Origin of the sequence: Xanthomonas albilineans (genome assembly GCF_009931595.1) — a bacterium.
Taxonomy (GTDB): domain Bacteria; phylum Pseudomonadota; class Gammaproteobacteria; order Xanthomonadales; family Xanthomonadaceae; genus Xanthomonas_A; species Xanthomonas_A albilineans.
In genome coordinates, this window is record NZ_CP046570.1 from 3,242,846 (window position 1) to 3,267,425 (window position 24,580).

The window sequence follows — 24,580 nt, forward strand, 5'->3', positions numbered from 1 at the left end:
GTGGTGGAGGAAGAGAAAACGCGCCGGTCACAGGCGCAGCCGCTGCCAGTGCCAGGGAACGAGGCCGTATGCATCCCCCGCTACCAATCCAACGCTAGGCTGATCGACAGGTTGCGCCCGGCCCCGGTGTAACGATCCAGCACGGTGCTGTTAGCCAACGTTGCGCTGGGCAGCATGTCCCAGTCGATATAGCGGCGATCCGTCACGTTGAACACGCCGACATTGAGCCGCGCGCCGGGCGTGATGGCCCAGTGCGCGAGCAAGTCCAGCGTCGCGTAGCCTGACGGCGTGTAGTAGGTCGGCGACTGCGGCCGGTGCTTCTTCGCCACAACAGTGCCGACAAGTTGCGCGCCCCAAGCATCGCGCTCGTACGCCAACCCAAGCACGCCGCGCAGCGGCTCCACCGAGTTGAGCGGCGCGTCGTCGGTCTTGTTGTCACCGCGTGCATAGGCGGCGCTGGCACGCAGCGACCAGCCAGCCCAGCGCGGATCGAAAGCGCCGGCATCGATCCCGGCCTTGGCTTCCACACCGTCGATTGCGACGCGATCAACATTGCGCGACTGGTACAACATCAGGCCATCGGCATTAAAGCCGACGAAACTGTATGACTGGATAAAGTTGCGATAGTCGTTGCGATAGCGGCTCAGACCGAAATAGCCGACATCGCTGACATAACGCACGCCCAGTTCGATACCCTTGCTCGTCTCCGGCTTCAGGTCCGGATTGGCGATCGCGGTATAACCGACCATCAGATTAGTGAAGCCGATATTGACATCGTTATAGGGCGGTGCACGAAAGCCATGCGCGTAATCGGCGAACACCGACCAGGCATCGTCCAGGCGCCAGACTGCACCGAGCTTAGGCGAGACGTTGGTTGTACCGATTTTCTTCACCGCCACTGCGGGATTACCGGTCGCGAAGATCGTATCCATCTGTGGTGAAAGCCGATAATAGTCCGCGCGCAGCGCCGGAATCAGACTGAAACGGCCATCGGCCAGACGCATTTCATCCTGCATGTAGGCGCCGGCCTTGAGCGTCGTGGTCATCGGGAAATCGCGCACAGGGAGCGTCTCTATGCCCACGGTCTTGCTGATGGCGCCGGTGCGCAAGTTCTGCGTCTGGCCGTCGCGCTCTTCGCGCGTATCGGTCTGCAACAGGTCGATGCCGTAGCTGATGTCGTGCACAATGCTGCCGCGATCCACCTGCTTGTGCAGGTTGGCCTGCAGCCCGGACATGCGCTGATCGAAATCGTGTTGCATGTGCCGCAGCGTACCGTTGCTGCGGTGTTCGTCGGTGCGCTGCAGGCTCCGGCTGTCCTGGCGATACAACTGCCACTGCAGATCGTCGACGAACGCGCGATCGAGCTGTTCGGCCTCGTGGGCCAGCGACACCCGCACGCGGGTCTGGTGATCGCGTCCGCGTTGGGACAGGATGTTGGCACCGACATTGCTCAGCGCATCGATCCGCGCATTGTCCTCGTTGGCGTCCACGGTCAGCTTGAACCGCTGATTGGCGCTGGGCCTATACACCAGTTTGCCGAGCAGACTGCGGCCGTCGCGATCGAGCGGATTGGGCGCGGTGCGCGCGGCGCCAATGCTGCGATTGCCGCCCTGATTCTCGCTTTCCTGGCCCTGGCGGTGGCTGACTGTGACCAGGCCGCTCCAGCGCTCACCGCCTTCGGCAAGCAACGCGCTGGCGAAGACCCCCTTCCACTCGCTTTCGTAACCGGATTTCAGCCAAACGTCGTGATCCTTGTCCGCTGCCAGGTAGTCGGCCGGATCCTTGGTGACGTAGGCGACCACGCCGCCGAGCGCATCCGAACCATACAACGCGCTGGCCGGGCCACGCACGATCTCCACCCGCTTGAGCATCTCCATGTCCACGCCATTGCGGTTGGCGTTGAGATAACTGCCGAAGCTGAAGCTGTCCGAGACCGGGACGCCGTCGGTCAGGATCAACACCCGATTTCCGTCCAGGCCACGAATGCGGATGCCGCCGATGCCGCTGAAGCGACCACTGTTGACGGTCGCGGACACGCCCGGGGTGTAACGCAGCAGATCCTTCAGGTCATGCACCATTGTCTGGTCCATTTGCTCACGGTCGATCACATCGACGCTGCCCGGCACGTCCACGATCGCGCGCTGGGTGCGCGTGGCCGTGACTTGCAGGCGGTCCAAGTCGCGCGGGGTCGCATTCACCGCGGCGGAATCGGAAGCGGCGTGCGCATCGCCATTGAGAGCCAGCCATAGCGCGCTGGTTAGCGCAACGGTACGGAACATGACGTCATCGGTTTCGCAAAGGACCTGCGCCAACGCGGCACAAGGCCGCGCGGTGCAGCGTAGAGAGGAGGCGAGGAAGATCGCGGCTGCGTAGCCGACGCGATGGACGCAGAGAAGACGTCCAACGCAGCCGGACGGACATCACTTGGTCAGAATGAGTTTGTCGTTACTGGTATGACGCAGGCGATAGATGCGGTCGCCGTGCTGGATCAGCACTTCACGGCGGCCGTTGAGCAGCGACTGGCTCGTGACAGGTGCGTCGACTGGCATCGCGCGCGACAGCACACGTTCGGGCAGGCTCAGGATCTCGGGACGACGTAGCAAAACGGGTTGGGCGGTCATAGTCGAACTCCTTCCAAAGGGTCGATCCAATGATAATGATTCTCAGTTGCCAATCAAGATCCATCCTCATTAAAATAATTCAAATTAAAAATCGAAATCTCAATTTTGAAAGTTAAAGCAAATTGAATCGCCAGCATTCGCGCTCGGACGGGCGCAAGGCGCCCCCCCCCCCCCCCCATGCCCATGCTCACTCCAGGGCAGCCTCGACCCTCTCCCACAAAGCCGCATCCTCGCGTCCGGCCCAGTCCAGCGCACTGAAATTTTCCAGCAATTGCGCGACCCGGCTGGCGCCGAGGATCACCGTGGACACATGCGGGTGACGCAAACACCAGGCAATCGCCAACACCGCCGGGGCCACGCCCTCGGCGGCGGCCAGCGCGGTGAAGGCGCGCGCGCGCGCGACCCGGCGCTGCGCCGGCGGTCCGATCACTTCCTGTTGCAACCAGGCGTTGCGGTCCTGCCCCAGCCGCGAGGCCGGATCGATCCCGTCGTTGTACTTGCCTGTCAGCAACCCCGAAGCCAACGGCGACCAGATCGTGGTGCCCAGACCGAGTTCGGCATAGAGCGGCGCGTACTCTTGCTCCACGCGCTGACGATGCAGCAGGTTGTACTGCGGCTGCTCCATCGACGGCGCGTGCAAGCCAAGCGCGCGCGCCACCTGCGCCGCTTCGCGGATGCGCTCGGCCGGCCATTCGGAGGTGCCCCAATACAACACCTTGCCCTGCCGGATCAACGCGTCCATCGCGCGCACGGTTTCCTCAACCGGGGTGTCCAGATCGGGGCGGTGACAGTAGTACAAGTCCAGATAATCCACCCGCAGACGTTTGAGCGCGGCATGGCAGGCGTCAGTGATGTGCTTGCGCGATAAGCCGCGCTGAGTCGGACGCGGCGCCTCGACTGCACCGAAGTAGACCTTGCTGGACACACAGTAACCATCGCGGGGCAGGCGCAGGTCGGCGATCACATCACCCATCACCTGTTCGGCGCGACCGTGCGCGTAAACCTCGGCGTTATCGAAAAAATTGACCCCGTGATCCCAGGCGGCGGCGATCAAATCGCGAGCTTCGTCGCGGCCTGCCTCTCCGCCGAAGTTAATCCAGGCACCGAACGACAGCGCCGACAGCTGCAACCCCGTACTACCAAGACGACGGTAAAGCATGGCAATTCCTCCTGCGATGTCGGCCCCTTATACGGCCGGTGGACGGTTACACAGTCTAGAGCGATCGACATCGAAATGAGTGCCAAGCCAGTTGAAGCGCGTTGCGACAAGGCGTGCGCTGAAAACAACGCGCCTTGCCGCCTGTGCCACCCTGCACTAGGCTTCCCTCCTTTGTGCGGGCCAGGGGACGCAGATGGTCGAGGGTTTGGGAAGGGTCGGCTTCGGCCTGTTCGGACTGGCGGTGCTGATCGGAATCACCTGGCTGTTCTCCAACAACCGCCACGCGGTGGATTGGAAGCTGGTGACGACCGGTTTGATCCTGCAGATCGGCTTCGCTGCATTGGTGCTGCTAGTGCCCGGCGGGCGCGACGTGTTCGACTGGCTGGGCCGTGGATTTGTGAAGGTGCTGAGCTTCGTCAACGATGGCTCCAGCTTCATCTTCGGCACCCTGCTGGATAGCAAAACCTACGGCTTCATCTTCGCTTTCCAAGTGCTGCCGACCATCATTTTTTTCTCCGCGTTGATGGGCGTGCTGTACCACCTAGGCATGATGCAGACGCTGGTCAGGCTGATGGCCTGGGCGATCACCAACGTGATGCGCGTGTCCGGTGCAGAAACCACCAGCGTCTGCGCCAGCGTCTTCATCGGCCAGACCGAAGCGCCGCTGACGGTACGTCCGTACATTGCGAAGATGACCGAATCGGAATTACTGACGATGATGATCGGCGGCATGGCGCACATCGCCGGCGGCGTGTTGGCCGCCTACGTGGGCATGCTCGGCGGCGGCGATCCGGTTGAGCAGGCGTTCTACGCCAAGCACCTGCTGGCGGCAAGCATCATGGCCGCGCCGGCCACCCTGGTCGTCGCCAAACTGCTGGTCCCGGAAACCGCGACGCCGCTGACCCACGGCACGGTCAAGATAGCGGTGGAGAAAACCACCAGTAACGTGATCGACGCCGCTGCCGCCGGTGCCGGCGACGGTTTGCGCCTGGCGCTGAACATCGGAGCGATGCTGCTGGCCTTCATCGCGTTGATCGCGCTAATCAATGCGCCGCTGACCTGGTTCGGCGACGTCACCGGGCTGGCCAGGACAATCGGCCACCCAACCGACCTATCCACCCTCTTCGGCTACGCGCTGGCACCCATTGCCTGGGTCATCGGCACCCCGTGGGTGGATGCGACCACCGTCGGTTCGCTGATCGGGCAGAAGGTGGTCATCAACGAATTCGTGGCCTACTCGCAATTGTCGAAGATCGTGACAGGCCAGATCCCCGGCATGCACCTAAGCGACGAAGGCCGGCTGATCGCCACCTACGCGCTGTGCGGATTCGCCAACTTCAGTTCCATTGCGATCCAGATCGGCGGCATCGGCGGCCTGGCCCCCGAACGCCGCCACGATCTGGCACGCTTCGGCCTGCGTGCCGTACTCGGCGGCTCGATTGCCACCTTCATGACCGCCACCATCGCCGGCGTGCTATCGCACTTTGCCTGAGCCGGATCTACGCACCACTCCCCCGTTCTTTGTTCCAGTTCCAATCGAGAAACAGCCATGTCTATGCGTTCGGTCATCGTCGTCGGTTCGTTCAATGTTGACCATGTGTGGCGCTGCGAAAGCCTGCCGGCGCCGGGCGCGACCATCACCGGGCACTACAGCACCGGCCCCGGCGGTAAAGGTTTCAACCAGGCAGTCGCCGCGGCCCGTGCCGGCGCGCACACCAGTTTTGTCTGCGCACTGGGCGATGACACCGGCGGTGCAATGGCACGCGCACTGGCCGCGCAAGACGGTATCGCCCTGGTCGCCGAGGTCAGCAGCGAACCGACCGGCACCGGCGGCATCTACGTCGATGGACACGGCCACAACACCATCGTCGTCGGCCCTGGCGCCAACGCCGCGCTGCGCCTGGACTTCGTACACGCAGAGCGCGCGCTACTGGGATCGGCGCGGGTGCTGCTGGCGCAGTTGGAGTCGCCCATCGAGACCATCGAAGGCACCCTGGCCCTGGCGCGCGAGGCCGGTCTGACCACGGTACTCAACGCCGCACCGGCGAATGCACAAACCAGTATCGGCTTGCTCAATTTGGCCGACGTCCTCACCCCCAACGAAACCGAGTTCGCCGCCCTGCTCGCGCGCCACGTCGGCGAACGCGTGGACGCCGACGCCGTCGCCGCCACCGACGGCGGCAGCTTGCACGCACTGTGCCGCAAACTGCTGCCGGACGGCACCGTCGTGGTGACACTGGGTGCAGTCGGCGCCTTCATCTCACACCCCGAGGAACACCTGCGCGGCGACACCCAGGCCTATTACCGCATCGGTGCCGAGGCCGCGCATACCGTGGATACCACCGGCGCTGGTGACGCATTCAACGGCGCCCTCGCTGCCTCGCTGGCGCTGGTGCCGCAGGCCGCTTTCGCCACCCATGTGCGCTTCGCCAACCACTACGCGGCCCGCTCGACCGAGGCGGCGGGTGCCTGCGCATCCATGCCTCACATAACGCCGGACGTCGGCTGACCCGCCGCAGACGACCACTTCAACCAAGCAGCGAACAGCTGCGCAAGCAACTGGACGCGGCACTCGTCCCAGGAACACCAAGGCTTCGCTGACTTCGAGGACATGACGCATCCACCTGGACGCATGCGGGATGCGCCACGATGAGCATAAATCTCAATCGTGCCACCACGCAGGTTCAGTCCGTTGGATGACAGATCAGTATTGATCTTCGAATGCGGCGCGCGCCGTGCTACGTCGTGCTCAACGCCATCCCGGCATCTGCGCCTGCTGGGCTTGCAACTGTTGCTGTTGCGCCTGGGATGCGGCGTTCTTGATTACCTCGGGGTAATCGAATTTCCGCACCTCCTACATCGTCTACTGCATGCTCAAGCACGGTTGAATGAGATCGAGAATGGCGGGACCAACCGCAAAAGCCGAATTGATATACAAAACCAACTTGTCACCATTGCGATTGCTGAAGATGTTGCCGAAATCGCGCGGCCCGCAAATACCATTCTGTTAACGCGCAGCAGCGGCTTGAACGAGCAATGCCGGCGAGACGCCTTTCGGAAGCGCACCCTTCAAGATGAGAGACAGCACGTGCGGTGGATCGCGCGGGTCGGTGAGCGGCATGGAGACCTGAGAGGCCACCGCGTGCGACGCAGGCTCCGCGGGGACGGAGCGTTGATCGATTGCGTCGACACGAACACGCCTGAAACGACAACCATCATCGCCATGCTTGCACCGCATGCGACCTTCATCCATCGCACAAACTGCAAGACGACACACGGCCAGTGCAATCTGGCAATCAGATAACATGTGATACTTGACACCTCTTGTGGTCGTCTGCGTAAACACAGGCGTGCAGCGTGTACGCGTTCCCAATTGCAGCTGTGTGTGCTTGCTAGAGTATAGGTTCACGGCGCCAATCCTCCCGTCGTGTCGCACGCTGCGACCGCCCTCGGTGTGTTTGGCCAGGCCGTCTTTCTCTCCGCAAACGGAAACCTCCGATGAAGATGCCACGAGAATTGCATAAATGCGCGCTACCGTGCGCGTTGTTGAGCATGCTGTTGAGCGCATGCGGCGGCGATGAAGACGCACATAGCGCGGCCAACACCTCACCGCAGATAGCCTCGGCAACACCCACCGTGTGGTCGGCGACCACGCGGACGCCGACCACGGCAACCGTACCGCGCCAGGTCGTCAGCCAAACCGATAACAGCACTACGCTGCGCCGGCCACTCTCGCCAAGCCAACCGATGTTCCTGATCCATGCCGACAGCTGGAACGCGGCTGACGCGCAGAAAATCATCGACCTGATCCCAGCCGATCTGCGGCCGTATACCGTGCTGCTGATTTCCCTGTCCATCTACCATAAAGGCGCCACCGGCAACCAATGCAACTGGCTGCAAGTGGAGGATGGTATCGAGACCGCACGTTCCTGGATCAAGACCGCCGCCGCCAATGGCGTGTGGGCGATGATCCAACCATCCAGCGGCGGCTTCAGCCATTTTCCCGACTATCCACCGGATACAGACTTGGAATCCACCGTCTACGGCGAGTTCTTCCGTGACTACCCGAATTTCATCGGCTTCAACTATGCCGAGCAGTTCTGGGGATTCGACCAGCCGTGTTCCGGCTCGGCCATCCAACGCTGGGAGCACTGGGCGAACCTGCTCAAACTCACCAACAAATACGGCGGCTATCTGGCGGTGAGCTTCACCGGTGGATTCTGGGGCGCGAACATCAATCCGTTGGCGATGGTCAAGCGCGACCAAATTTTGCGCAATGCGCTGAGCAACTACGCGCAGAACTTCATCATCGAAGAAAAATTCACCACCGATTACGGTTATCACGATATCGAGAGCGTGAGTCTGGGCATGTTCCTGTCTGGCTTCGCCGGTCATTACGGCATTCGACCCGATCGCAGCGGTTGGTACGACAGCAAGGGCGACGACAGCGACAACTATCCCGTGCAGGCCGGTTCGCCGCACCTGATCGAGCACCTGACATTCACTGGCGAAACCATGTTCGATGGTCCCGAACAGATCCGATTGGATGCGGTGCATAACCTGCCGAATGCAACCACCGCCGATGGCTACACCACCCGACGCTGGGAGTTCTATCCGCATTACCGCAATATCCAGTTGGACATCTACCGCAAGATCCTCGACGGCACGCTGCGCATCCTCAGCCGTCAGGAAGTGATCGACCGCTCCAAAGTGGTGATCGTCAACGACACCGCCAGCGGCGACGACAGGAATCTGTATTCCTCACCGGAGTCGCTCTTCACCGGGCTGTATCTGCTGGATGACGATGGCACCTATTTGAACCAGCACAGTTGGTACAAGAAAACCGGACGTTATCCGGCCATTCCCACCGTCTTCCAATTGACCGACGACACCGCCAAGTCGTTCAAGGTGCAGATCCCCAAAACCACCTACGCGACACGCTGGCCCACGATCAACGACAAACTCAACGAACTCAACGCGCTGTTCCCGCAGGAATACACCGGCACCCTCTATGCAGGGCGACAAGACAACACCTGGGTGACCTACAACCCGTTCAAAACCAATCAGAGCGCGAGCGGCACCATCCCGCTGAAGTACAACAGCTGCGCGACGCTCAACCTGACCTATGGTCCCTACACCAGCGGCGTGATCAAGGAATTCCCGCAGACGCTGTCGATCTACCTCACCAACTTCGACTCCCCCAACGGCGCGTTGAAGACAGACACGATCGATATCGAAGGTGCCACCACCGCGCCAACCTTCACCTTCGCAGATCGCGGCGATCACCAGGCAAGCATCGTCACCAGCACCACGACAACCAACGGACTGACGCTGAACGTGGCGCACAACGGCCCCCTCGACATCACCGTGCAGTGCACCGGCACCGCCAATGCAGGCCAGACATCGCCGCAGATCGTCCCCTTGCAGCCACCGGATGCGCCACCCGCTTACACCGGGGTGCTGCAATACGAGGCGGAGAACTTCGATTTCCGCAACATTCGCAACCTGGTCGTCTACGGTGTGTCCGGACCGATACGCAACTACCAAGCGCTGGGTTATGTCGACTTCGGCACCAATCCCGCCGCCAGCATCCGCACCGACGTGAACGTCCCCAGCGCCGGCACGTATCAACTGCAAACCCGGTATTCGACCACCGGCGCAAGCATCGGCACCGTGGATCTGTACATCAACGGCGTCAAGGTCGGCACGCCGACGTTCGCGCAGACCACCTCGGCCAGCGACTGGGCGACGCTGCAACAGCCGGTGACATTGAACGCCGGCAGTAACCGCGTCGAGTTCCGTGCCAACGCGGCAGCGCCGGCAGCGCTGTACCTGGACAACATCCGCCTCTCCTCCCAGTAAGGGAAGGGGGCAGGCCGCACCGCGGCCTGTTGGGAGTCAGCGCTGGCGGCCAACGAGGACATCTCCGTGGCCGCCCCGCTACACTAGGCATATGCGCATCGGCCCCTACACCATCGACCCCAAGGTGATCCTGGCGCCGATGGCCGGGGTCACCGACAAGCCGTTCCGGCTGCTGTGCAAACGCCTGGGAGCTGGCCTGGCGGTGTCGGAAATGACCCTCTCCGACCCACGCTTCTGGCAGACGCGCAAGTCGCTGCAACGCATGGACCACGCTGGCGAGCCGGACCCGATCAGCGTGCAGATCGCCGGCACGCAACCGCAGCAATTGGCGGACGCGGCGCGCTACAACGCCGACCACGGCGCACAACTGATCGACATCAACATGGGCTGTCCGGCGAAGAAAGTGTGCAATGCCTGGGCCGGCTCGGCGTTGATGCGCGACGAAGCACTAGTGGCGCGCATCCTCAGCGCAGTGGTCAAGGCATCACCCGTGCCGGTGACGCTGAAGATCCGTACCGGTTGGGACAGCGACCATCGCAACGGACCGACCATCGCCCGTATTGCCGAAGATTGCGGCATCGCCGCGCTGGCCGTGCATGGGCGCACGCGCGACCAACATTACAGCGGCCAGGCCGAGTACGCGACGATTGCGCAGATCAAGGCGATGCTACGCATTCCGGTGATCGCCAACGGCGACATCGATTCACCGCACAAGGCCGCGCAGGTATTGGCGGCCACCGGTGCCGATGCGGTGATGATCGGCCGTGCCGCGCAAGGCCGCCCCTGGATCTTCGGCGAGATCGCGCATTACCTGGCCCACGGCGAAGTAAGCCCGGCGCCATCGTTGGCATTCGTGCGCGACACACTGCTCGGGCATTTGCACGCGCTGTACGCGTTCTACGGCGAAGCGCAAGGCGTGCGCATCGCGCGCAAGCATCTGGGCTGGTACGCCAAGGACCGGCCGGAGAACGCCGCCTTCCGCGCCGTGGTCAACCGCGCCGAAAGCGCACAGGCGCAATTGGCGCTGACCGCCGATTATTTCGATGCACTGATCGCCGGCGTACCGCCAGCCCTGTCCAACGCGGCTTGAACAACACCGGCAGGGAACAGCGCATGCGCATTCCACCATCCCGCATCTGCATGGCGAGTGCGAGTGCGAGTGCGAACAGTCATACCCGCGCTCGTGCTACGCCGCATGCGACAGCAACAGCGCGCGCGGCGGCAGAGTCTGCAGCACCTCTCCGGTATGCGAGAGCAATTGCAAACGACCCTGATGGTCTTCGCTGAGCGCGGTGAGGCTCTCGACCCAGTCGCCATCGTTGGCGTACACCAGCCCATCGCGCTCGAACAGGCCGGCGCGATGCACATGACCGCAGATCACCCCATCCAGGCCACGGCGACGTGCGTCGTCCAGGCCCGCCGCGACGAAGCGCTCGATATAGCGCTCGGCGGCGCTGCTCTGCCGCTTCAGATAATCGGCCAGCGACCAGTAACGCATCCCGAAGCGACGGCGCACGCGGTTGGTCAATTGGTTACCGGTGAGAATGCGGTAGTACAGCCAATCGCCGAACTTTTCCTGCAAACCACCGAACTGGGTCACGGCGTCGTAATCGTCGCCATGCACCACCAATAGCCGGCGTCCGTCGGCGGTCGCATGCACCGCACGTCGGCGCACCTGCATGGCCGGCAAGGCCAAACCGCAGAAACGACGGATCGGGCGGTCGTGATTGCCGGGCACGTAGATCAATTCGGTGCCGCTACGCGCCAACGCATGCAGCGCATCGACCACACGCTGATGGCCCACGCCCCAGACCGCGCGCCGCTGTGCCATCCACCAGAAATCGACAATATCGCCAACCAGATACACCTGGTTGCAACGCAGGCCGCCGAGAAAATCGGCCAGTTCGCTGGCATGGCAGTGCGGCGCGCCGAGATGCACATCGGAGACGAACACCGCGCGCCGTGGCGACAGGCGACTGATCGGATTCATGCGATGACCTCTGCTTCGCTGGGGAGACGTTCTCGGCAGCGCGCGCTGCTCACGGCAGATGCGCGTTGGGATCGCCTCTGCGGCTGCGTCCGGCCGCAGCCAAGATGGGAAAAGCATCCCTGAACACTGTGTTCCAGTCGGAGCACGGCACATCCCCATTGCTGACTTAGGCATAGCCTGGACGTCGGCAACGACAGCATTCTTGCAATCCGGCTACCGCATGATGACGCCACCGGCGCGCCCCACGAACGGTTAATCCCGCCCAACATCGGGCGCGACGCAATGCACGACGCCACGCGCACGTGTATCATGAATCTCCATCTTTTCATCCGAATGCAAGGATATAGCCGCGATGTCCAGCTATCTCTTCACCTCCGAGTCGGTCTCCGAAGGCCACCCGGACAAGATCGCCGACCAGATCTCCGATGCCGTGCTCGACGCGATCCTGACCCAGGACAAGCGCGCACGCGTGGCCTGCGAAACGTTGGTCAAGACCGGCGTGGCCATCGTCGCCGGCGAGATCACCACCAGCGCCTGGATCGATCTGGAAGCGGTGACACGCAAGGTGATTCTGGAGATCGGCTACAACAGCTCGCAGGTCGGCTTCGACGGCGAGACCTGCGGCGTGCTCAACCTGATCGGCAAGCAATCGCCGGACATCAACCAGGGCGTGGATCGCAAGAAGCCGGAAGAACAGGGCGCCGGCGACCAGGGCCTGATGTTCGGCTACGCCACCCGCGAGACCGAGAGCTTCATGCCGGCCGCCATTCACCTCTCCCATCGCCTGGTCGAGCAACAGGCCAAGGTGCGCAAGAAGAAGAACTCGCCGCTGGCGTGGCTGCGCCCGGACGCCAAGAGCCAGGTGACCCTGCGCTACGAGAACGGCGTGGCGGCGGCGATCGACGCGGTGGTGCTATCCACCCAGCACGACCCGGACATCAAGCAGAAACACCTGATCGAAGCCGTGCGCGAAGAGATCCTCAAGCCGGTGCTGCCGGCCAAGTGGCTGCACAAGGACACCAAGTTCCACATCAACCCGACCGGTAAGTTCGTGATCGGCGGGCCAGTGGGCGACTGTGGCCTGACCGGGCGCAAGATCATCGTCGACACCTACGGTGGTTGGGCACGCCACGGCGGCGGCGCGTTTTCCGGCAAGGATCCGTCCAAGGTCGACCGCTCGGCCGCTTATGCCGCACGCTACGTGGCCAAGAACGTCGTGGCCGCCGGCTTGGCCGACCGCTGCGAGGTACAGGTGTCCTACGCCATCGGTGTGGCCGAGCCGACCTCGATCTCGGTCACCACCTTCGGCACCGGCAAGATCGCCGACGACAAGATCGAAAAGCTGATCCGCAAGCACTTCGATCTGCGTCCGTTCGGCATCATCAAGATGCTCGACCTGATCCACCCGATGTATCAGCAGACCGCCTCCTACGGCCACTTCGGCCGCACACCGAAGGCATTCAGCTACACCGACGGCACCGGTGCCCAGCACCATGCCACGGCATTTTCGTGGGAGAAGACCGACCGCGCCGAAGCGCTGCGAGCGGACGCCAAGCTGAAGTAAATCGGCGGCTCTACGTCTGCACGGAAAACGGGCCGCAACATGGCCCGTTTTTTATTCCGGCATTCGGCAAACCACACCCGTCGCACACATGAAGCGTGTGGCGGCGCCTGCGCTTACCTCAGCTCACCCGCGGCGCTGTAGCGCTTGCTTCAGCAGCGCCTGGAACCGCGGCAGCGGGCACAACCCGGTCGCAGGATCGTTGCAGCCGGACAACTGCAAAGTCTGCAACAACGGCGGTGCGCGCAGGCTCAGCGGGGTCAATGCGCGCAGTTGGTCCAGCGACTGCGCCTGGTAACGCACGCGCACGTAGCGTTGACCGCTGCGCAGGTCGCGCAGCTGTTCCAGTACCAGCGCTCCGCCAGGTGGCGCATCGTCGCGACCGTAGCCGGGCAGATGGAAATGCAGGTCGAGCAAGCCGCTGAGCGCGGCGATATGGGTGTCGCTGGCGACCAGTACGCTCAGCCGTGGCGCGTCAGCCACCCCCAGCGTGTCCAGCACGCGGTGCGCCAGGGGGGCGCCGGCGCGCGCGGCCATGTACTGCGGACGCGCATAGATGTCGAACAGCAAGGCGTGCAACCGCGACACCATGCCCAGACGCTCAGGCGTGGCGCGACCCCAGCCAACCTGATCCAGCGGCAGACCTTCCGTGTATTGCAGGATGAACACCTCGGCGGTGCCCGAGGTCAGGTCCAACGGCCCGTGCAAGGCAAGACTGCGACCGTTGCGACCAGGCGTCAGCGACGACGGCATGCGGACGAAGTCGCACGCCTGCGCGCAGCCGAGGATCTGCTGCATGGTCTGCAGTTCCTTCGCATACGGCGCCAGCAGCGCGCCCGGACCACCGGTCTGGCGCTGGATCGACGCTACCGCGGCGGCGGCGTCGAAGTCCACCGCACCGGCCTCGACCGGGCGGAACAGCGGATCGTCGCTGCCCTCGCTCTGGTGCCCCACCTGCAACTTGCAGCCTGGCGCCAAGGTTTCTGCCAGGATCTGCGCACTGGCGATCGTGCGTTGGTCGGTGTTGGCGTAGACGCTGACCGTGGCCTGCGCCGGGCAACCATGGGCCGGCAGGACGCCATCGCGCAGCAACCATTGCCGGGTGTAGTCGCCGCTGAGTTTCACCGCGGCACGGCCATGCGCGGTCAGCAGACTCGGCGGTGTCGTCCACACCGGCCACGGCTGCGGCGCCAACGCGGCGGCAGCCGCCTCGCCCGGCAATGGCGCGCGCACACCGTGGCGGAACAGCATCCACACCTGCTCCACCTGCAACTGCCGCGCAGGCGCCACCTTCCCTGCCGGTTGCGCCTGCGCGGCCAACGTCGCCGCGATCAATACGTTCCACACCATCCAGCGCATGTTTGTGTTCCTCGTCATTTCAAATAAAGAAGGGCAGATCACGGCGCGCCAGCACCACAGTCGGCGGTAATCCGGTCGCAACGCCAGCCTCGCGCGTGACAATGTTGCCGCCATCGGCGCGGACATGGCGACGGGTTCGGCGCCATCGTGGAGCAACACGAGGCCGCCCGCACGGCGGCCTCGACACATCCGCGCGGCATGGCTCAGCCGGTGTTCTGTAAGCCCTGAGCGACGCCGTTGACGCACGCCACCAGAGCGCGCAGCAACTCCTCGTCCTCGCCGTCGGTGGCGCGCCAACGCTGCAGCAAGTCCACCTGCAGCACGCTGATCGGGTCGATGTAGGGATTACGCAGGCGGATCGACAACGCCAGGCGCGGGTCGTGTTGTAGCAGCGACGCCTGTCCGGTCAATGCCTTCACCCAATGCTTGGTCAGCGCTAATTCGTCGCGGATGCGCGGGAAGAAGCGCTCGTGCAGCGGCCCGGCCAGATGCGAGAACATTTCGGCGATGTTGAGGTCGCCCTTGGACAGCACCATGGCAATGTCGTCGAGGAAAGTACGGAAGAACGGCCAGTCGATGGCCATCGCGCGCAGTGCGGCTTCGTGCCCGGCATCCACTGCGGCCTGCAGCCCGCTGCCGACCCCGTACCAGCCCGGGATCACCGCGCGCGCCTGGCTCCAGGCGAACACCCACGGGATGGCACGCAGATTGGATAGCGCCGCATCCTGGCCGAGCCGCCGCGACGGACGCGACCCCAGCGTCATCCGCTCGATCACGTCGATCGGCGTCGCCAAGCGGAAATAGCGCATGAACTCGGCGTCGCCGACAAAGTGGCGGTAGGCCTGGCTGCTGTGCTCGGCCACCCTGTCCATCACCGGCCGCCACTGCGCTTCGCGCGCATCGACCGGGCGCGGGCGCAGGCTCGACAGCAGCACCGCGCCCGTCATCTGCTCCAGCGAACGCAGCGCCAGCGCACGGATGCCATATTTACGATGGATCACTTCGCCCTGCTCGGTCACCCGCAAACGTCCATCGACACTGCCGGGTGGTGCCGCCTCCAGCGCACGGGTGGTCTTGCCGCCACCGCGCACGATCGAGCCACCCCGGCCATGGAAGAACGTCAGCCGAATTCCCGATTCGCCCGCTGCCTCCAGCAGTTCCACCTGCGCCCGCTGCAGCCCCCAGCGCGAGGCGGCGATGCCGCCGTCCTTGCCGCTGTCGGAATATCCGAGCATCACCATCTGCACATCGCCGCGCGCATCCAGGTGACGGCGGTAGACCGGATCGGCGAGCAGATCGCGCAGGGTCGCGGTGCCGCCACGCAGGTCGTCCACGGTCTCGAACAGCGGCACGATGTCCAGCGGCACCGCGTCAGCGGCATCGACCAGACCACCACGGCGCGCCAGCGCCAGCACGGTCAGCACGTCGGCACGGTCGTGCGCCATCGAGATGATGTAGCTGCCCAGCGCGTCGGCACCGTGACGCGCACGCGCATCGGCGAGCGCGGCGAACACGGCGTCCAACCGCGCGTTGCCGGCATCGGCGCAGGCCGGCAACGGCGTCTCTCCGCCAGCGTAGGGACCGAGCAAGCGCGCACGTTCGGCTGCCGGCAGTGCCTCCCACTCCTGCACTCCCAACGCGGCGGCCACCGCGCGCGCATGCACGCTGGATTCCTGGCGCACGTCCAGCCGCGCCAGGTGGAAGCCGAAACTGCGCACCCGCCACAGCAAGCGTCGCACCGCGAACCAACCCGCGTGCAAGCCCTTGTTCGCCCGCAGGCTGTCCAGGATCAATTGCAGGTCGTGTTCCAGTTCGCTCGGCGCGGCGTAGCCACCCGGCGCATCGTCGAGCGTGGCCTGCAACCGTGCCCGCATCAGGTCGTTGAGCAAGCGGTACGGCATGTCCGCATGACGCGGACGCGAACGGGCGGCGGCCTGCGGCAGCAGTTGGCGGTAACGTTCGAGTTGTTCCAACAATGGCGCGCTGACCCCAACCAGAATGATCGACTGGCTGAGCAGGCTGGCGAGTTGCCGCAGTTCCTTGAGATAGCGCTCCAGCACCGCGCGACGCTGCGCATCGAGGGTGGCGGTCATGGTGGTCGCATCGACATTGGGGTTGCCGTCCATGTCGCCGCCAACCCAGGTGCCGAAACGCAGCAGGCGCGGTAAGTGCAAGGACTGGCCGTAGGTCTGCTCGATCGCGTGCTCCAGGGTTTCGTACATCACCGGGATCACCCGATACAGCACCTGGTTCAGATAGAAACCGACATGCTCGCGTTCGTCTTCCACGGTCGGCCGCACCGGCGAGGAGTCCGCGGTTTGCCACGTGGCGGTCAGCGCCATGCGCAAGCGCGCCGCGTCGGTGGCCTGCTCGCCCGGCGTGCGCATGCCGTCGAGGTGATCGACCAGGCTGGCCACCATCAACTGCTCCTTCTCCAGCAGCGCGCGGCGGACGGCTTCGGTCGGATGCGCGGTGAACACCGGCTCCACATCCAGACGCGGCAACCAGTCGCTCAGTTCCTGCACGCTCACGCCCTGCGCCTTGAGCCGGTACAGAGCGTCGTGCAGGCCATCGGGCTGCGGCGTATCGGCGCTGCTGCGTTGATAGTCGCGACGGCGGCGGATGCGGTGTACCCGTTCGGCGATGTTGACGACCTGGAAATAGGTGCTGAAGGCACGTACCAGCGCTTCCGCCTCGCGTGGTGTGCGCCCGGAGAGGGATTGACTGAGCAAGGACGAGGGCGCATTGCGTTCGCGGCGCGCGATTGCCGCAATACGAATGCGTTCGATCTCCTCGAGGAACGCGCCGGACACCTGTTCGGCGAGCAATTCGCCCACCAGGGCGCCAAGGCGGCGCACGTCGTCGCGCAGGGGAAGATCGGGCGTGGCGAAGACGATGTTGTTACGGGACTCGTTCATCGGAAAACGCATGGCTCGACGGTGGGGGCGTCGCAAGCCTAACCGAAAACGATTACACGCCTTGTCAGCGACCATAACGGTTGCAGAACGAACGATTGCATCGGCTCGCGGCAATGCTCCCGCACGACGGTCCGCAGCCAACCGCTGTCGATCGTGCGGCCGGCATGCACGGTCTCCCAGCCCCCCATTCAAGTCCGGCACCCCGCAGCCGCTATAATTCATTCCCCCTTCGTCGAGGGGCGCTGCGACCGTGTCGAGACCGGGACTCCCGTGCTGCAGACCCGGCCAGGCTCGGCGGACGGCATCAGCGACAACGGCGCCCGGACTTCGCGAGTTTTCTCGCCATTGACCGGAGCATTATCGATGAACGCTGTACGCAAGAGCCTCTCCGCCACAGGCGACTACAAGGTCGCCGACATCGCCCTCGCCGACTGGGGCCGCAAGGAACTGGACATCGCCGAGCACGAGATGCCCGGGCTGATGTCGATCCGCCGTCAGTACGCCGCGGCCAAGCCGCTGGCCGGCGTGCGCATCACCGGCTCGCTGCACATGACCATCCAGACCGCAGTGCTGATCGAGACGCTGAAGGACATCGGTGCCGACGTGCGCTGGGCCTCGTGCAACATTTTTTCCACCCAGGACCACGCCGCCGCGGCAATCGCCGCCAGCGGCACCCCAGTCTTCGCCTGGAAGGGCGAAACACTGGAGGAATATTGGGACTGCACCCTCGACGCGCTCACCTTCACCCTGCCCGACGGCACCCTGACCGGTCCGGAACTGGTGGTGGACGACGGCGGCGACGTGACCCTGCTGATCCACAAGGGCTATGAGCTGGAGAACGGGTCCAAGTGGGTGGACGAACCGGCGTCCTCGCACGAGGAACAAGTCATCAAGCATCTGCTCAAGCGCGTGGCGGTGGAGCGCCCCGGCTACTGGACCCGCGTGGTGCAAGATTGGAAGGGCGTGTCCGAAGAAACCACCACCGGTGTGCATCGCCTGTACCAGCTCGCCGAGGCTGGCACCCTGCTGGTGCCCGCGATCAACGTCAACGACTCGGTCACCAAGAGCAAGTTCGACAACCTCTACGGCTGCCGCGAATCGCTGGCCGACGGCCTCAAGCGCGCGATGGATGTGATGCTGGCCGGCAAGGTCGCGGTGGTATGCGGCTACGGCGACGTCGGCAAGGGTTCGGCACACAGCCTGCGCGCCTATGGTGCGCGCGTCGTCGTGACCGAGATCGACCCGATCTGCGCATTGCAGGCGGCGATGGAAGGCTTCGAGGTCGCCACTATCGAGGACACCCTTGGCCGCGCCGACATCTACGTCACCACCACCGGCAACAAGGACATCATCCGTATCGAACACATGACGCAGATGAAGGACCAGGCCATCGTCTGCAACATCGGGCACTTCGACAACGAAATCCAGGTCGATGCGCTGTACGCGCTGCCTGGCGTTCAGAAGATCAACATCAAGCCGCAGGTGGACAAGTTCGTGCTACCCAACGGCAACGCGATCTTCCTGCTGGCTGAAGGCCGCCTGGTCAATCTGGGCTGCGCCACCGGCCATCCCAGCTTCGTGATGTCCAACAGCTTCGCCAATCAGACGCTGGCGCAGATCGACCTGTGGCGCAACAAGGGCAGCTACGAAAAGCAGGTGTACCGGCTGCCGAAGAAGCTCGACGAAGAAGTGGCGCGGCTGCATCTGGAAAAGATCGGGGTCAAGCTGACCAAGTTGACCGAAGACCAGGCGGCGTATCTGGGTATCGCGATCGACGGCCCGTACAAGCCGGAGCATTACCGCTACTGAGTGCCGGCCTCGCCGTCGTCAATCGCAGATCGGGCGCCGCAGGGCGCCCGATCCGTTTTGGCATGGACAATACATCTGCCACGCGCAGCGCCATTTCACCCAGGCCGCGGTGCACTGTTGGGCGCCATGTCCAGAGTCAGGCTCCCGCGCAGCGCAAGCAAGCACCTGCGCGTATCGTTACGCTGATCCAGCGCGACGGTAGATCGAAATCAGAGAGCGCGCCCGCGCACCGATGGGCTGTTGCGTCCAGTCCGACCAGCGCTCCTTCAATTCGAGACCCGCCAGACGCGCCATCAGGTCCAGTTCCGACGGCCACGCATAGCGGTAGCGATCTTTAAAAATATGGGTGCCAGACTCGGTCATCACCACGATCCGTTGCTGCACCAGTTGCCGTAACGGGTCGGCGCTGGAACACAGCAGCACCACCGGCGTATCCCCCTCATCATCCAAGGGTGGCACCTCCAGCACCGACGATACCTTGCCCCCAGCCTGAAGCATCTCCGCTTGCGGCACCGCCGTCTGGATCACGAACACCCCCGAGTCGGACAAACGCTCGCGCACGGCAGCCAAGCAGCACACCTGCTCGCTCTGCTCAAGCAGATAACCGAAAGAAAACACCGAGTAGATCAGATCGAACGCCCCCGCAACCGGGACATCGACGAAATTGCCACACACCAAGCGCAAGCGCTCGGCTCCAGACTTGACGCGCAGTTTGTCCAGCATCGCCTGGGAATTGTCGATCCCGCACACTGTTGCCCCACTGGCCGCAAGCGGCAAGGCAATGCGGCCAGTACCAACCCCAAGTTCCAGAGCCGTTCCAGTCTTTACCAGTGCAGCCAAGGTTCGCACACATTGCGGCGTGTTGGCCGAGTTCCACAATACATCCCGCAACCAGTCGTAGTACTGCGCAATACGGTTGTAGGCCTCCTCTGACGTAGCGTGCATGGCGTGATTCGTATAGAAAACGGATACCTCGTGCCTAGGCCACCATCCCGACATCCGCGCAGGCACCATCCACGCGAGTGCCTGTGGCCAGCCACTGTGCACACTCGCTACCGAGTTCGGCAGCGGCGCGCTGCAGATAGGCCGCACTTGCAGCCGACGTCAGGATGTCGCGCCAACGTCCATTGCAGCCACGGTTGAAAAACGCACGGCCATCGTCGCGCCAAAAACCAGCACCCTGCGGCACATAGCGCGCCGCATGCTGACGCATATAGCCGAGGCTGCAATGCTCCACCACACGCTCGCAGCGCGCGGCGTCCAGCGCGATGTCCAGAAACGCGGCGATGCGCCGCACCTGCGTCGGCAGGTCTTGCAACAGCTGTGCGTAATGCACCAACAGGACGTTATCGCAATCGCGCAACGCCCACCAAGAGCGCACCCCCTCCCAGAAAGGCCATAGCGGCGCGCCATCCTCGCGCAACCAGGTCTCGAAATACGCATCGACCGGGCATGCCGGCGGCGGCATCACCTTCAACGTGCCGCCGCTGTGAGACTGCGCATCCAGCCGCGCCTGCGCATCGGCGCTGACCGCACGTTGGTGATCGTACAAACTCCAGACGATATCACGCCCATCGCGAGCGACGTAGAGATAGCGCGCCTTCTCCGACAGCACCAGCGCATCGGCGGGAAGATGGGTCTTGATGAAGCGACGATGGGTTTGTTCGGCCAGCAGTCGCTGTTTGGTCGCCTTGTCCGGATAGACCGAATCGAACCAGGGAGAGATCTTGGACACCTCGGCCTGCGCGTCACCGCCAAAGATTAACTGTGCGACGATCTGCTGGACCCAGGTGGTTCCGGCCTTCGCGTAACTGGCGATGACGATGTCATCCGGACGGAAGGCAAACTCGTTCCATACTGTGGAATCGAAAAAACGATTTGGGTATTCCCGTTGCTTGGAAGGCATGCTCACATCGGCATCCTTTGGACAATCGTCTAGCGAGGAACGCATCGCATGCGACATCTCGCGGCGCGGTCAAATGCGTACTGCTCCAAATATTAATCCAATCAAGACATCGCGCAATACGACGCAGAATCCATCCATACGCTATATCTCGGCAGGCAGCAAAGTTATCATGGAACACACGAGCAATTCACCAGACGTGACGAGACGCCTGATTCACCAAAACCACTCTGCCAACCTGCCAAGATCGGCCATCACAAGCCGCTGTCAGCGTACATGCTGTCACTGCGTATAGATATAAGCGACCTTACGTGGTCCGAACACGTTAAGCATCTTCCGAAACACAATAGAAATGGCATTTTTGATTTTCATCGTACTCACCTATTATGAATTTTCATATTGATTGGCTGAAGAAAAATCATCAGCCAATTTCAGGCTAGCAACCTCCATCCGGCATATCAATATATTCTTGACACTTTCTTCACAACAGTTCTGTTTTGTTGATTCTTATCACAAAATTATCCGGATCACCCTCTATTCAGGCATCTTCACCCAAATAAATCCTTGCGTAGGTAGTCGAGATAATCGCGCACGTGTCGCTCGCGTAACGCTACATCGTCGGGAAGGCGCAGTCCGCGCGTAAACCAGCGCAAGCGCTGCCGCGCGTGCAAGTGCGGATACGCGTGTGTGGGAACCGGCACACCGAGAAATGCGCACAGTGGCGCCCACCCTTGCTGTGAAGAGAACACCAATAGCCTGTCGGCCGGCACGGTTTCGATGACCTGTTCGTTCCATCTTTTGAAATAATCGACCATGAATGCGCGGTCTTCGCTACGACCTGCGAAGTGTTTCTTCAGAAATTTACTGAACTCTTCACCTTCCGGTCCCAGAAAGGTGCTCTTTTTGCCTGGAACCAGAATGGTCTGGGTGACGGATTCGAACCAACTCTCCGGATCGCGCACGGTCAGGATGACCTTCGCGTCGGGATAGACGTCGATCAACTCACGCCAGTAGTAGCAGCCTGGATGGTCGGTGGTCGACCGGTATCCGGCGAAGATCGCCGCCCAATCCGCAGCCCCCCGCTCCGCCGCATTCCACAGCGGCAACGCCTTCCGCATGGTCGCGGCAACTTCGGTCGCGTGGTAACACGGACCGAATCCAAGATGCTCCAGCGCAAACTTCAACGACAGCGTCCCTGTCCTGCCCAAACCGGCTCCGATCACTTGCAACGACATGCGTTCTGCTCCTGTCCGACCCAGACAGACCGAAGCTATCACAGCCGGATTTCTTCCTTGCCGCCAGTTTCGACGGGGTACATCATTCGACGCGCGCAGCGTGCGCGCTGTATTCGGTAGCAAATGCGCATACGACGACACGCATCGGCACGCTGCGCGGGAGGCGGCAGCGCGCGGAACGACTGGGGTTTACGCGCAGACTGGCACGGCAAGGCTTGTGCGCGCGACTACAGCTTGAAGTTGCGCTTGATGGTGAATGTCCAAGCACCGTCGATCGGATTGGAGACATGAATCCGGCCACTTCCATCCGGCACACCCGTGCTGTAATGCCGGTACAGGTCAGCGCCACTCCAGGCGCGTGCATACGCCAGGCCGAATTCGGTCCCGCGCCAGGTGTGGCTCAGGCCCACGCGCGCATCGGTCCAACCGTAATCGGCGAAATTGCGGATGTGCTGGTGTCCGGCATGCACGCTCGCCTGCCAGGCCGGCGCCACTTCGTAGGTGGCGTCCAGCGCCAGATAGCCGGACCCACGCGAATGCTGTCCCCCACCGATCCCCAATGAAGCGCCGTTGTAGCCTACATAGTCGCGGGTCCAGGTACTGGCATAGGACAGTTCGACGGTGCGCCAGTGCGTGGCGACGATCAATTCGCCGTAGTCGTAGTGCGTACCGCTCACCGTTATCAGCGCGCCAGGATACGCGTAATAGTAGACGCCAGAACGCCAGCCCCAATCGCCGCGATTGGCGGCATAACCGGCGTACACGTCCCATTCGGTATGGCCACCTTCGATGAAATACGGACTCACTCCGGAAGCCCATGTGCCCGCATACCAACCGCTGTCGCCGACGACGTCCAGCCCCCCCTGCACCACCGGTTTGCCCCAGCTTTGCTCGAATCCGCGCGAAACGTAATTCGAGGTAACCGAGAGGTTGGCCGTCGTGCTGGCTGCCCATGCAGGCACCGCAACACTCAGCGCCATCGCGGCCATTGATCTGATTATGGTACTCATGACACCACCTCCATCGACGCATGGCCCGGCTCGCCCACGCCGGCGGCGAGCTGCTGCGCCGACCACCTGAACATCGCTTCCGCCCGCTGCCATTGCAGTGCCTGCTCCACCAACGGCCCGCGGGTTCGACCAGACGACGCGATGCCCGCACTGTGTTGCGCTGAAACAGCGGCGACCTCGCACACGATGCCAGCGACATGGCGCACGCTGGACTCCGTCTCGCGCAGTGCATCGTTGCTGCTATCACTCGCCGCGATGACGGCGTTGACCTGGACAGCGGACGTATCGCTCGCACGCTTGAGCTCGTGCGAGTGCCGTTGCACTTCAGATCCGGACAGACCGATGCTGCTGTCGGACGTGGACGACAGTGCATCGTGGCGACGGCGACAGGTCATCATCACAGCCAGACCACCGCAGAAAAACGCGAGCAGATCTGTTCATCGCCCCCCTCGCGTGACGTCGTCGCCTCGGCAACGGTGTGGGAATCGAATGAAATGAACAACATGATGATTTCCTGAAAGTGATGAAACACAGTCGTTGCAACCTGGAACACAGACGGACGCTATCGCGCAAAAAGACGCCCCACTGGAACGGAAGCGCAAGCGCGTTGTATCTGCCTGATCGGCCCGGCCTGCATAACGACACATCGACGACGTGGTGAACGCCTCATCTGCCGTCATGGAAAGGCACGACAAACAGACAACGTCCCATTCGTGATGACCGAATGCATGCAAACCGAATCCGCTCTGCTTCAGCCACTATCGTCCGGACAACAGGAAACTTGAACGCCGGGAACCCGTGATCCCCCAGTAACGTCCCTTCGTGAAGAACGCATTCAATAGAGCAGGTGTATTACACGTACCGCTGGTTCATCGATCTGCCGATCGACGACGCGGTATAGGTGCCGATATCCAGGCCTGAGCAGGGCGCAAGAGCTTCAATGGCAAGAACGGCAATGACGAGGACGACGACGATTTCCGCGGACAATCGCGCAGCGACGGCACACACATTTCCACCAACGATGCGAATGCACGACTGTGTCGCAAGGACAAGACGGCCTGCGAATTCACCCAGACGCTGGAGCGCCTGAAGGCCCTGCCGCACGTGGCGCAAAAAACTTCCGTTCGGCAGGGGCAGTGGCAGATGCGCTAAC

Annotated in this window: 18 protein-coding genes and 1 riboswitch; of the genes, 7 read left to right on the forward strand and 11 right to left on the reverse strand. The window is 62.9% G+C overall.

The window, feature by feature from the left end:
• Positions 1 to 80: 80 nt before the first annotated feature.
• The 3 genes from XaFJ1_RS13570 to XaFJ1_RS13580 all read right to left on the reverse strand — a co-directional run bounded on the left by XaFJ1_RS13570 (position 81) and on the right by XaFJ1_RS13580 (position 3,780).
• Positions 81 to 2,279: a TonB-dependent hemoglobin/transferrin/lactoferrin family receptor gene (locus tag XaFJ1_RS13570; RefSeq protein WP_012917248.1), complete on the reverse strand. Its 2,199-nt coding sequence runs from the start codon at positions 2,277 to 2,279 to the stop codon at positions 81 to 83.
• Between the two features lie 141 nt (positions 2,280 to 2,420).
• Positions 2,421 to 2,621, reverse strand: a complete 201-nt coding sequence (gene hemP / locus XaFJ1_RS13575) for a hemin uptake protein HemP (protein WP_012917249.1) — start codon at positions 2,619 to 2,621, stop codon at positions 2,421 to 2,423.
• 187 nt (positions 2,622 to 2,808) lie between these two features.
• The gene (locus XaFJ1_RS13580; protein ID WP_012917250.1) at positions 2,809 to 3,780 is read right to left on the reverse strand and encodes an aldo/keto reductase; all 972 of its coding nucleotides are present in this window, start codon (positions 3,778 to 3,780) and stop codon (positions 2,809 to 2,811) included.
• A 193-nt stretch (positions 3,781 to 3,973) separates the two neighbouring features.
• Here XaFJ1_RS13580 and XaFJ1_RS13585 point away from each other — a divergent pair, with 193 nt between their 5' ends.
• The 5 genes from XaFJ1_RS13585 (at position 3,974) to dusB (ending at position 10,732) form a co-directional block, all read left to right on the forward strand.
• Positions 3,974 to 5,272: a NupC/NupG family nucleoside CNT transporter gene (locus XaFJ1_RS13585; protein WP_012917251.1), complete on the forward strand. Its 1,299-nt coding sequence runs from the start codon at positions 3,974 to 3,976 to the stop codon at positions 5,270 to 5,272.
• 63 nt (positions 5,273 to 5,335) lie between these two features.
• Positions 5,336 to 6,289: a ribokinase gene (locus XaFJ1_RS13590; RefSeq protein WP_045757028.1), complete on the forward strand. Its 954-nt coding sequence runs from the start codon at positions 5,336 to 5,338 to the stop codon at positions 6,287 to 6,289.
• A gap of 273 nt (positions 6,290 to 6,562) precedes the next feature.
• Entirely contained in the window at positions 6,563 to 7,084 is a 522-nt protein-coding gene (locus tag XaFJ1_RS13595) for a hypothetical protein (protein WP_045757029.1), read from the forward strand.
• A 194-nt stretch (positions 7,085 to 7,278) separates the two neighbouring features.
• Positions 7,279 to 9,642: a glycoside hydrolase family 98 domain-containing protein gene (locus tag XaFJ1_RS13600; protein ID WP_012917254.1), complete on the forward strand. Its 2,364-nt coding sequence runs from the start codon at positions 7,279 to 7,281 to the stop codon at positions 9,640 to 9,642.
• 91 nt (positions 9,643 to 9,733) lie between these two features.
• Positions 9,734 to 10,732 (forward strand): tRNA dihydrouridine synthase DusB, encoded by a 999-nt coding sequence (gene dusB, locus XaFJ1_RS13605; protein ID WP_012917255.1) that lies wholly within the window; start codon positions 9,734 to 9,736, stop codon positions 10,730 to 10,732.
• Between the two features lie 96 nt (positions 10,733 to 10,828).
• On the opposite strand, the gene XaFJ1_RS13610 is transcribed toward dusB, so the two are convergent.
• Entirely contained in the window at positions 10,829 to 11,632 is an 804-nt protein-coding gene (locus XaFJ1_RS13610) for a UDP-2,3-diacylglucosamine diphosphatase (RefSeq protein WP_012917256.1), read from the reverse strand.
• A 352-nt stretch (positions 11,633 to 11,984) separates the two neighbouring features.
• Between XaFJ1_RS13610 and metK the strand changes: the two genes are divergently transcribed.
• The gene (gene metK, locus XaFJ1_RS13615) at positions 11,985 to 13,196 is read left to right on the forward strand and encodes a methionine adenosyltransferase (RefSeq protein WP_012917257.1); all 1,212 of its coding nucleotides are present in this window, start codon (positions 11,985 to 11,987) and stop codon (positions 13,194 to 13,196) included.
• A gap of 123 nt (positions 13,197 to 13,319) precedes the next feature.
• Here the strand turns inward: metK and XaFJ1_RS13620 are convergent, their stop codons facing one another.
• Together XaFJ1_RS13620 and ppc are read right to left on the reverse strand one after the other, a co-directional pair.
• Positions 13,320 to 14,543: a histidine-type phosphatase gene (locus XaFJ1_RS13620; RefSeq protein ID WP_045757409.1), complete on the reverse strand. Its 1,224-nt coding sequence runs from the start codon at positions 14,541 to 14,543 to the stop codon at positions 13,320 to 13,322.
• A gap of 212 nt (positions 14,544 to 14,755) precedes the next feature.
• Positions 14,756 to 17,470: a phosphoenolpyruvate carboxylase gene (gene ppc / locus XaFJ1_RS13625; protein WP_012917259.1), complete on the reverse strand. Its 2,715-nt coding sequence runs from the start codon at positions 17,468 to 17,470 to the stop codon at positions 14,756 to 14,758.
• 228 nt (positions 17,471 to 17,698) lie between these two features.
• A riboswitch (S-adenosyl-L-homocysteine riboswitch) is annotated at positions 17,699 to 17,799 on the forward strand.
• A gap of 34 nt (positions 17,800 to 17,833) precedes the next feature.
• On the opposite strand from ppc, the gene ahcY reads away from it, so the two are divergent.
• Entirely contained in the window at positions 17,834 to 19,279 is a 1,446-nt protein-coding gene (gene ahcY / locus XaFJ1_RS13630) for an adenosylhomocysteinase (RefSeq protein WP_012917260.1), read from the forward strand.
• Between the two features lie 177 nt (positions 19,280 to 19,456).
• Here ahcY and XaFJ1_RS13635 read toward each other — a convergent pair whose 3' ends face one another.
• From XaFJ1_RS13635 to XaFJ1_RS13655, 5 genes are all read right to left on the reverse strand, one after another.
• Entirely contained in the window at positions 19,457 to 20,224 is a 768-nt protein-coding gene (locus tag XaFJ1_RS13635; RefSeq protein ID WP_012917261.1) for a class I SAM-dependent DNA methyltransferase, read from the reverse strand.
• 34 nt (positions 20,225 to 20,258) lie between these two features.
• Positions 20,259 to 21,191: a sulfotransferase domain-containing protein gene (locus XaFJ1_RS13640; protein ID WP_012917262.1), complete on the reverse strand. Its 933-nt coding sequence runs from the start codon at positions 21,189 to 21,191 to the stop codon at positions 20,259 to 20,261.
• Positions 21,192 to 21,730: 539 nt separating this feature from the next.
• Complete coding sequence (locus XaFJ1_RS13645; RefSeq protein WP_045758444.1) at positions 21,731 to 22,417, reverse strand: sulfotransferase family protein; 687 nt, start codon at positions 22,415 to 22,417, stop codon at positions 21,731 to 21,733.
• A 227-nt stretch (positions 22,418 to 22,644) separates the two neighbouring features.
• Positions 22,645 to 23,427: a TorF family putative porin gene (locus XaFJ1_RS13650; protein ID WP_045757030.1), complete on the reverse strand. Its 783-nt coding sequence runs from the start codon at positions 23,425 to 23,427 to the stop codon at positions 22,645 to 22,647.
• Positions 23,424 to 23,828, reverse strand: a complete 405-nt coding sequence (locus tag XaFJ1_RS13655; RefSeq protein ID WP_203417800.1) for a hypothetical protein — start codon at positions 23,826 to 23,828, stop codon at positions 23,424 to 23,426. The genes XaFJ1_RS13650 and XaFJ1_RS13655 overlap by 4 nt, the downstream gene beginning before the upstream one ends.
• Positions 23,829 to 24,580: the final 752 nt, after the last annotated feature.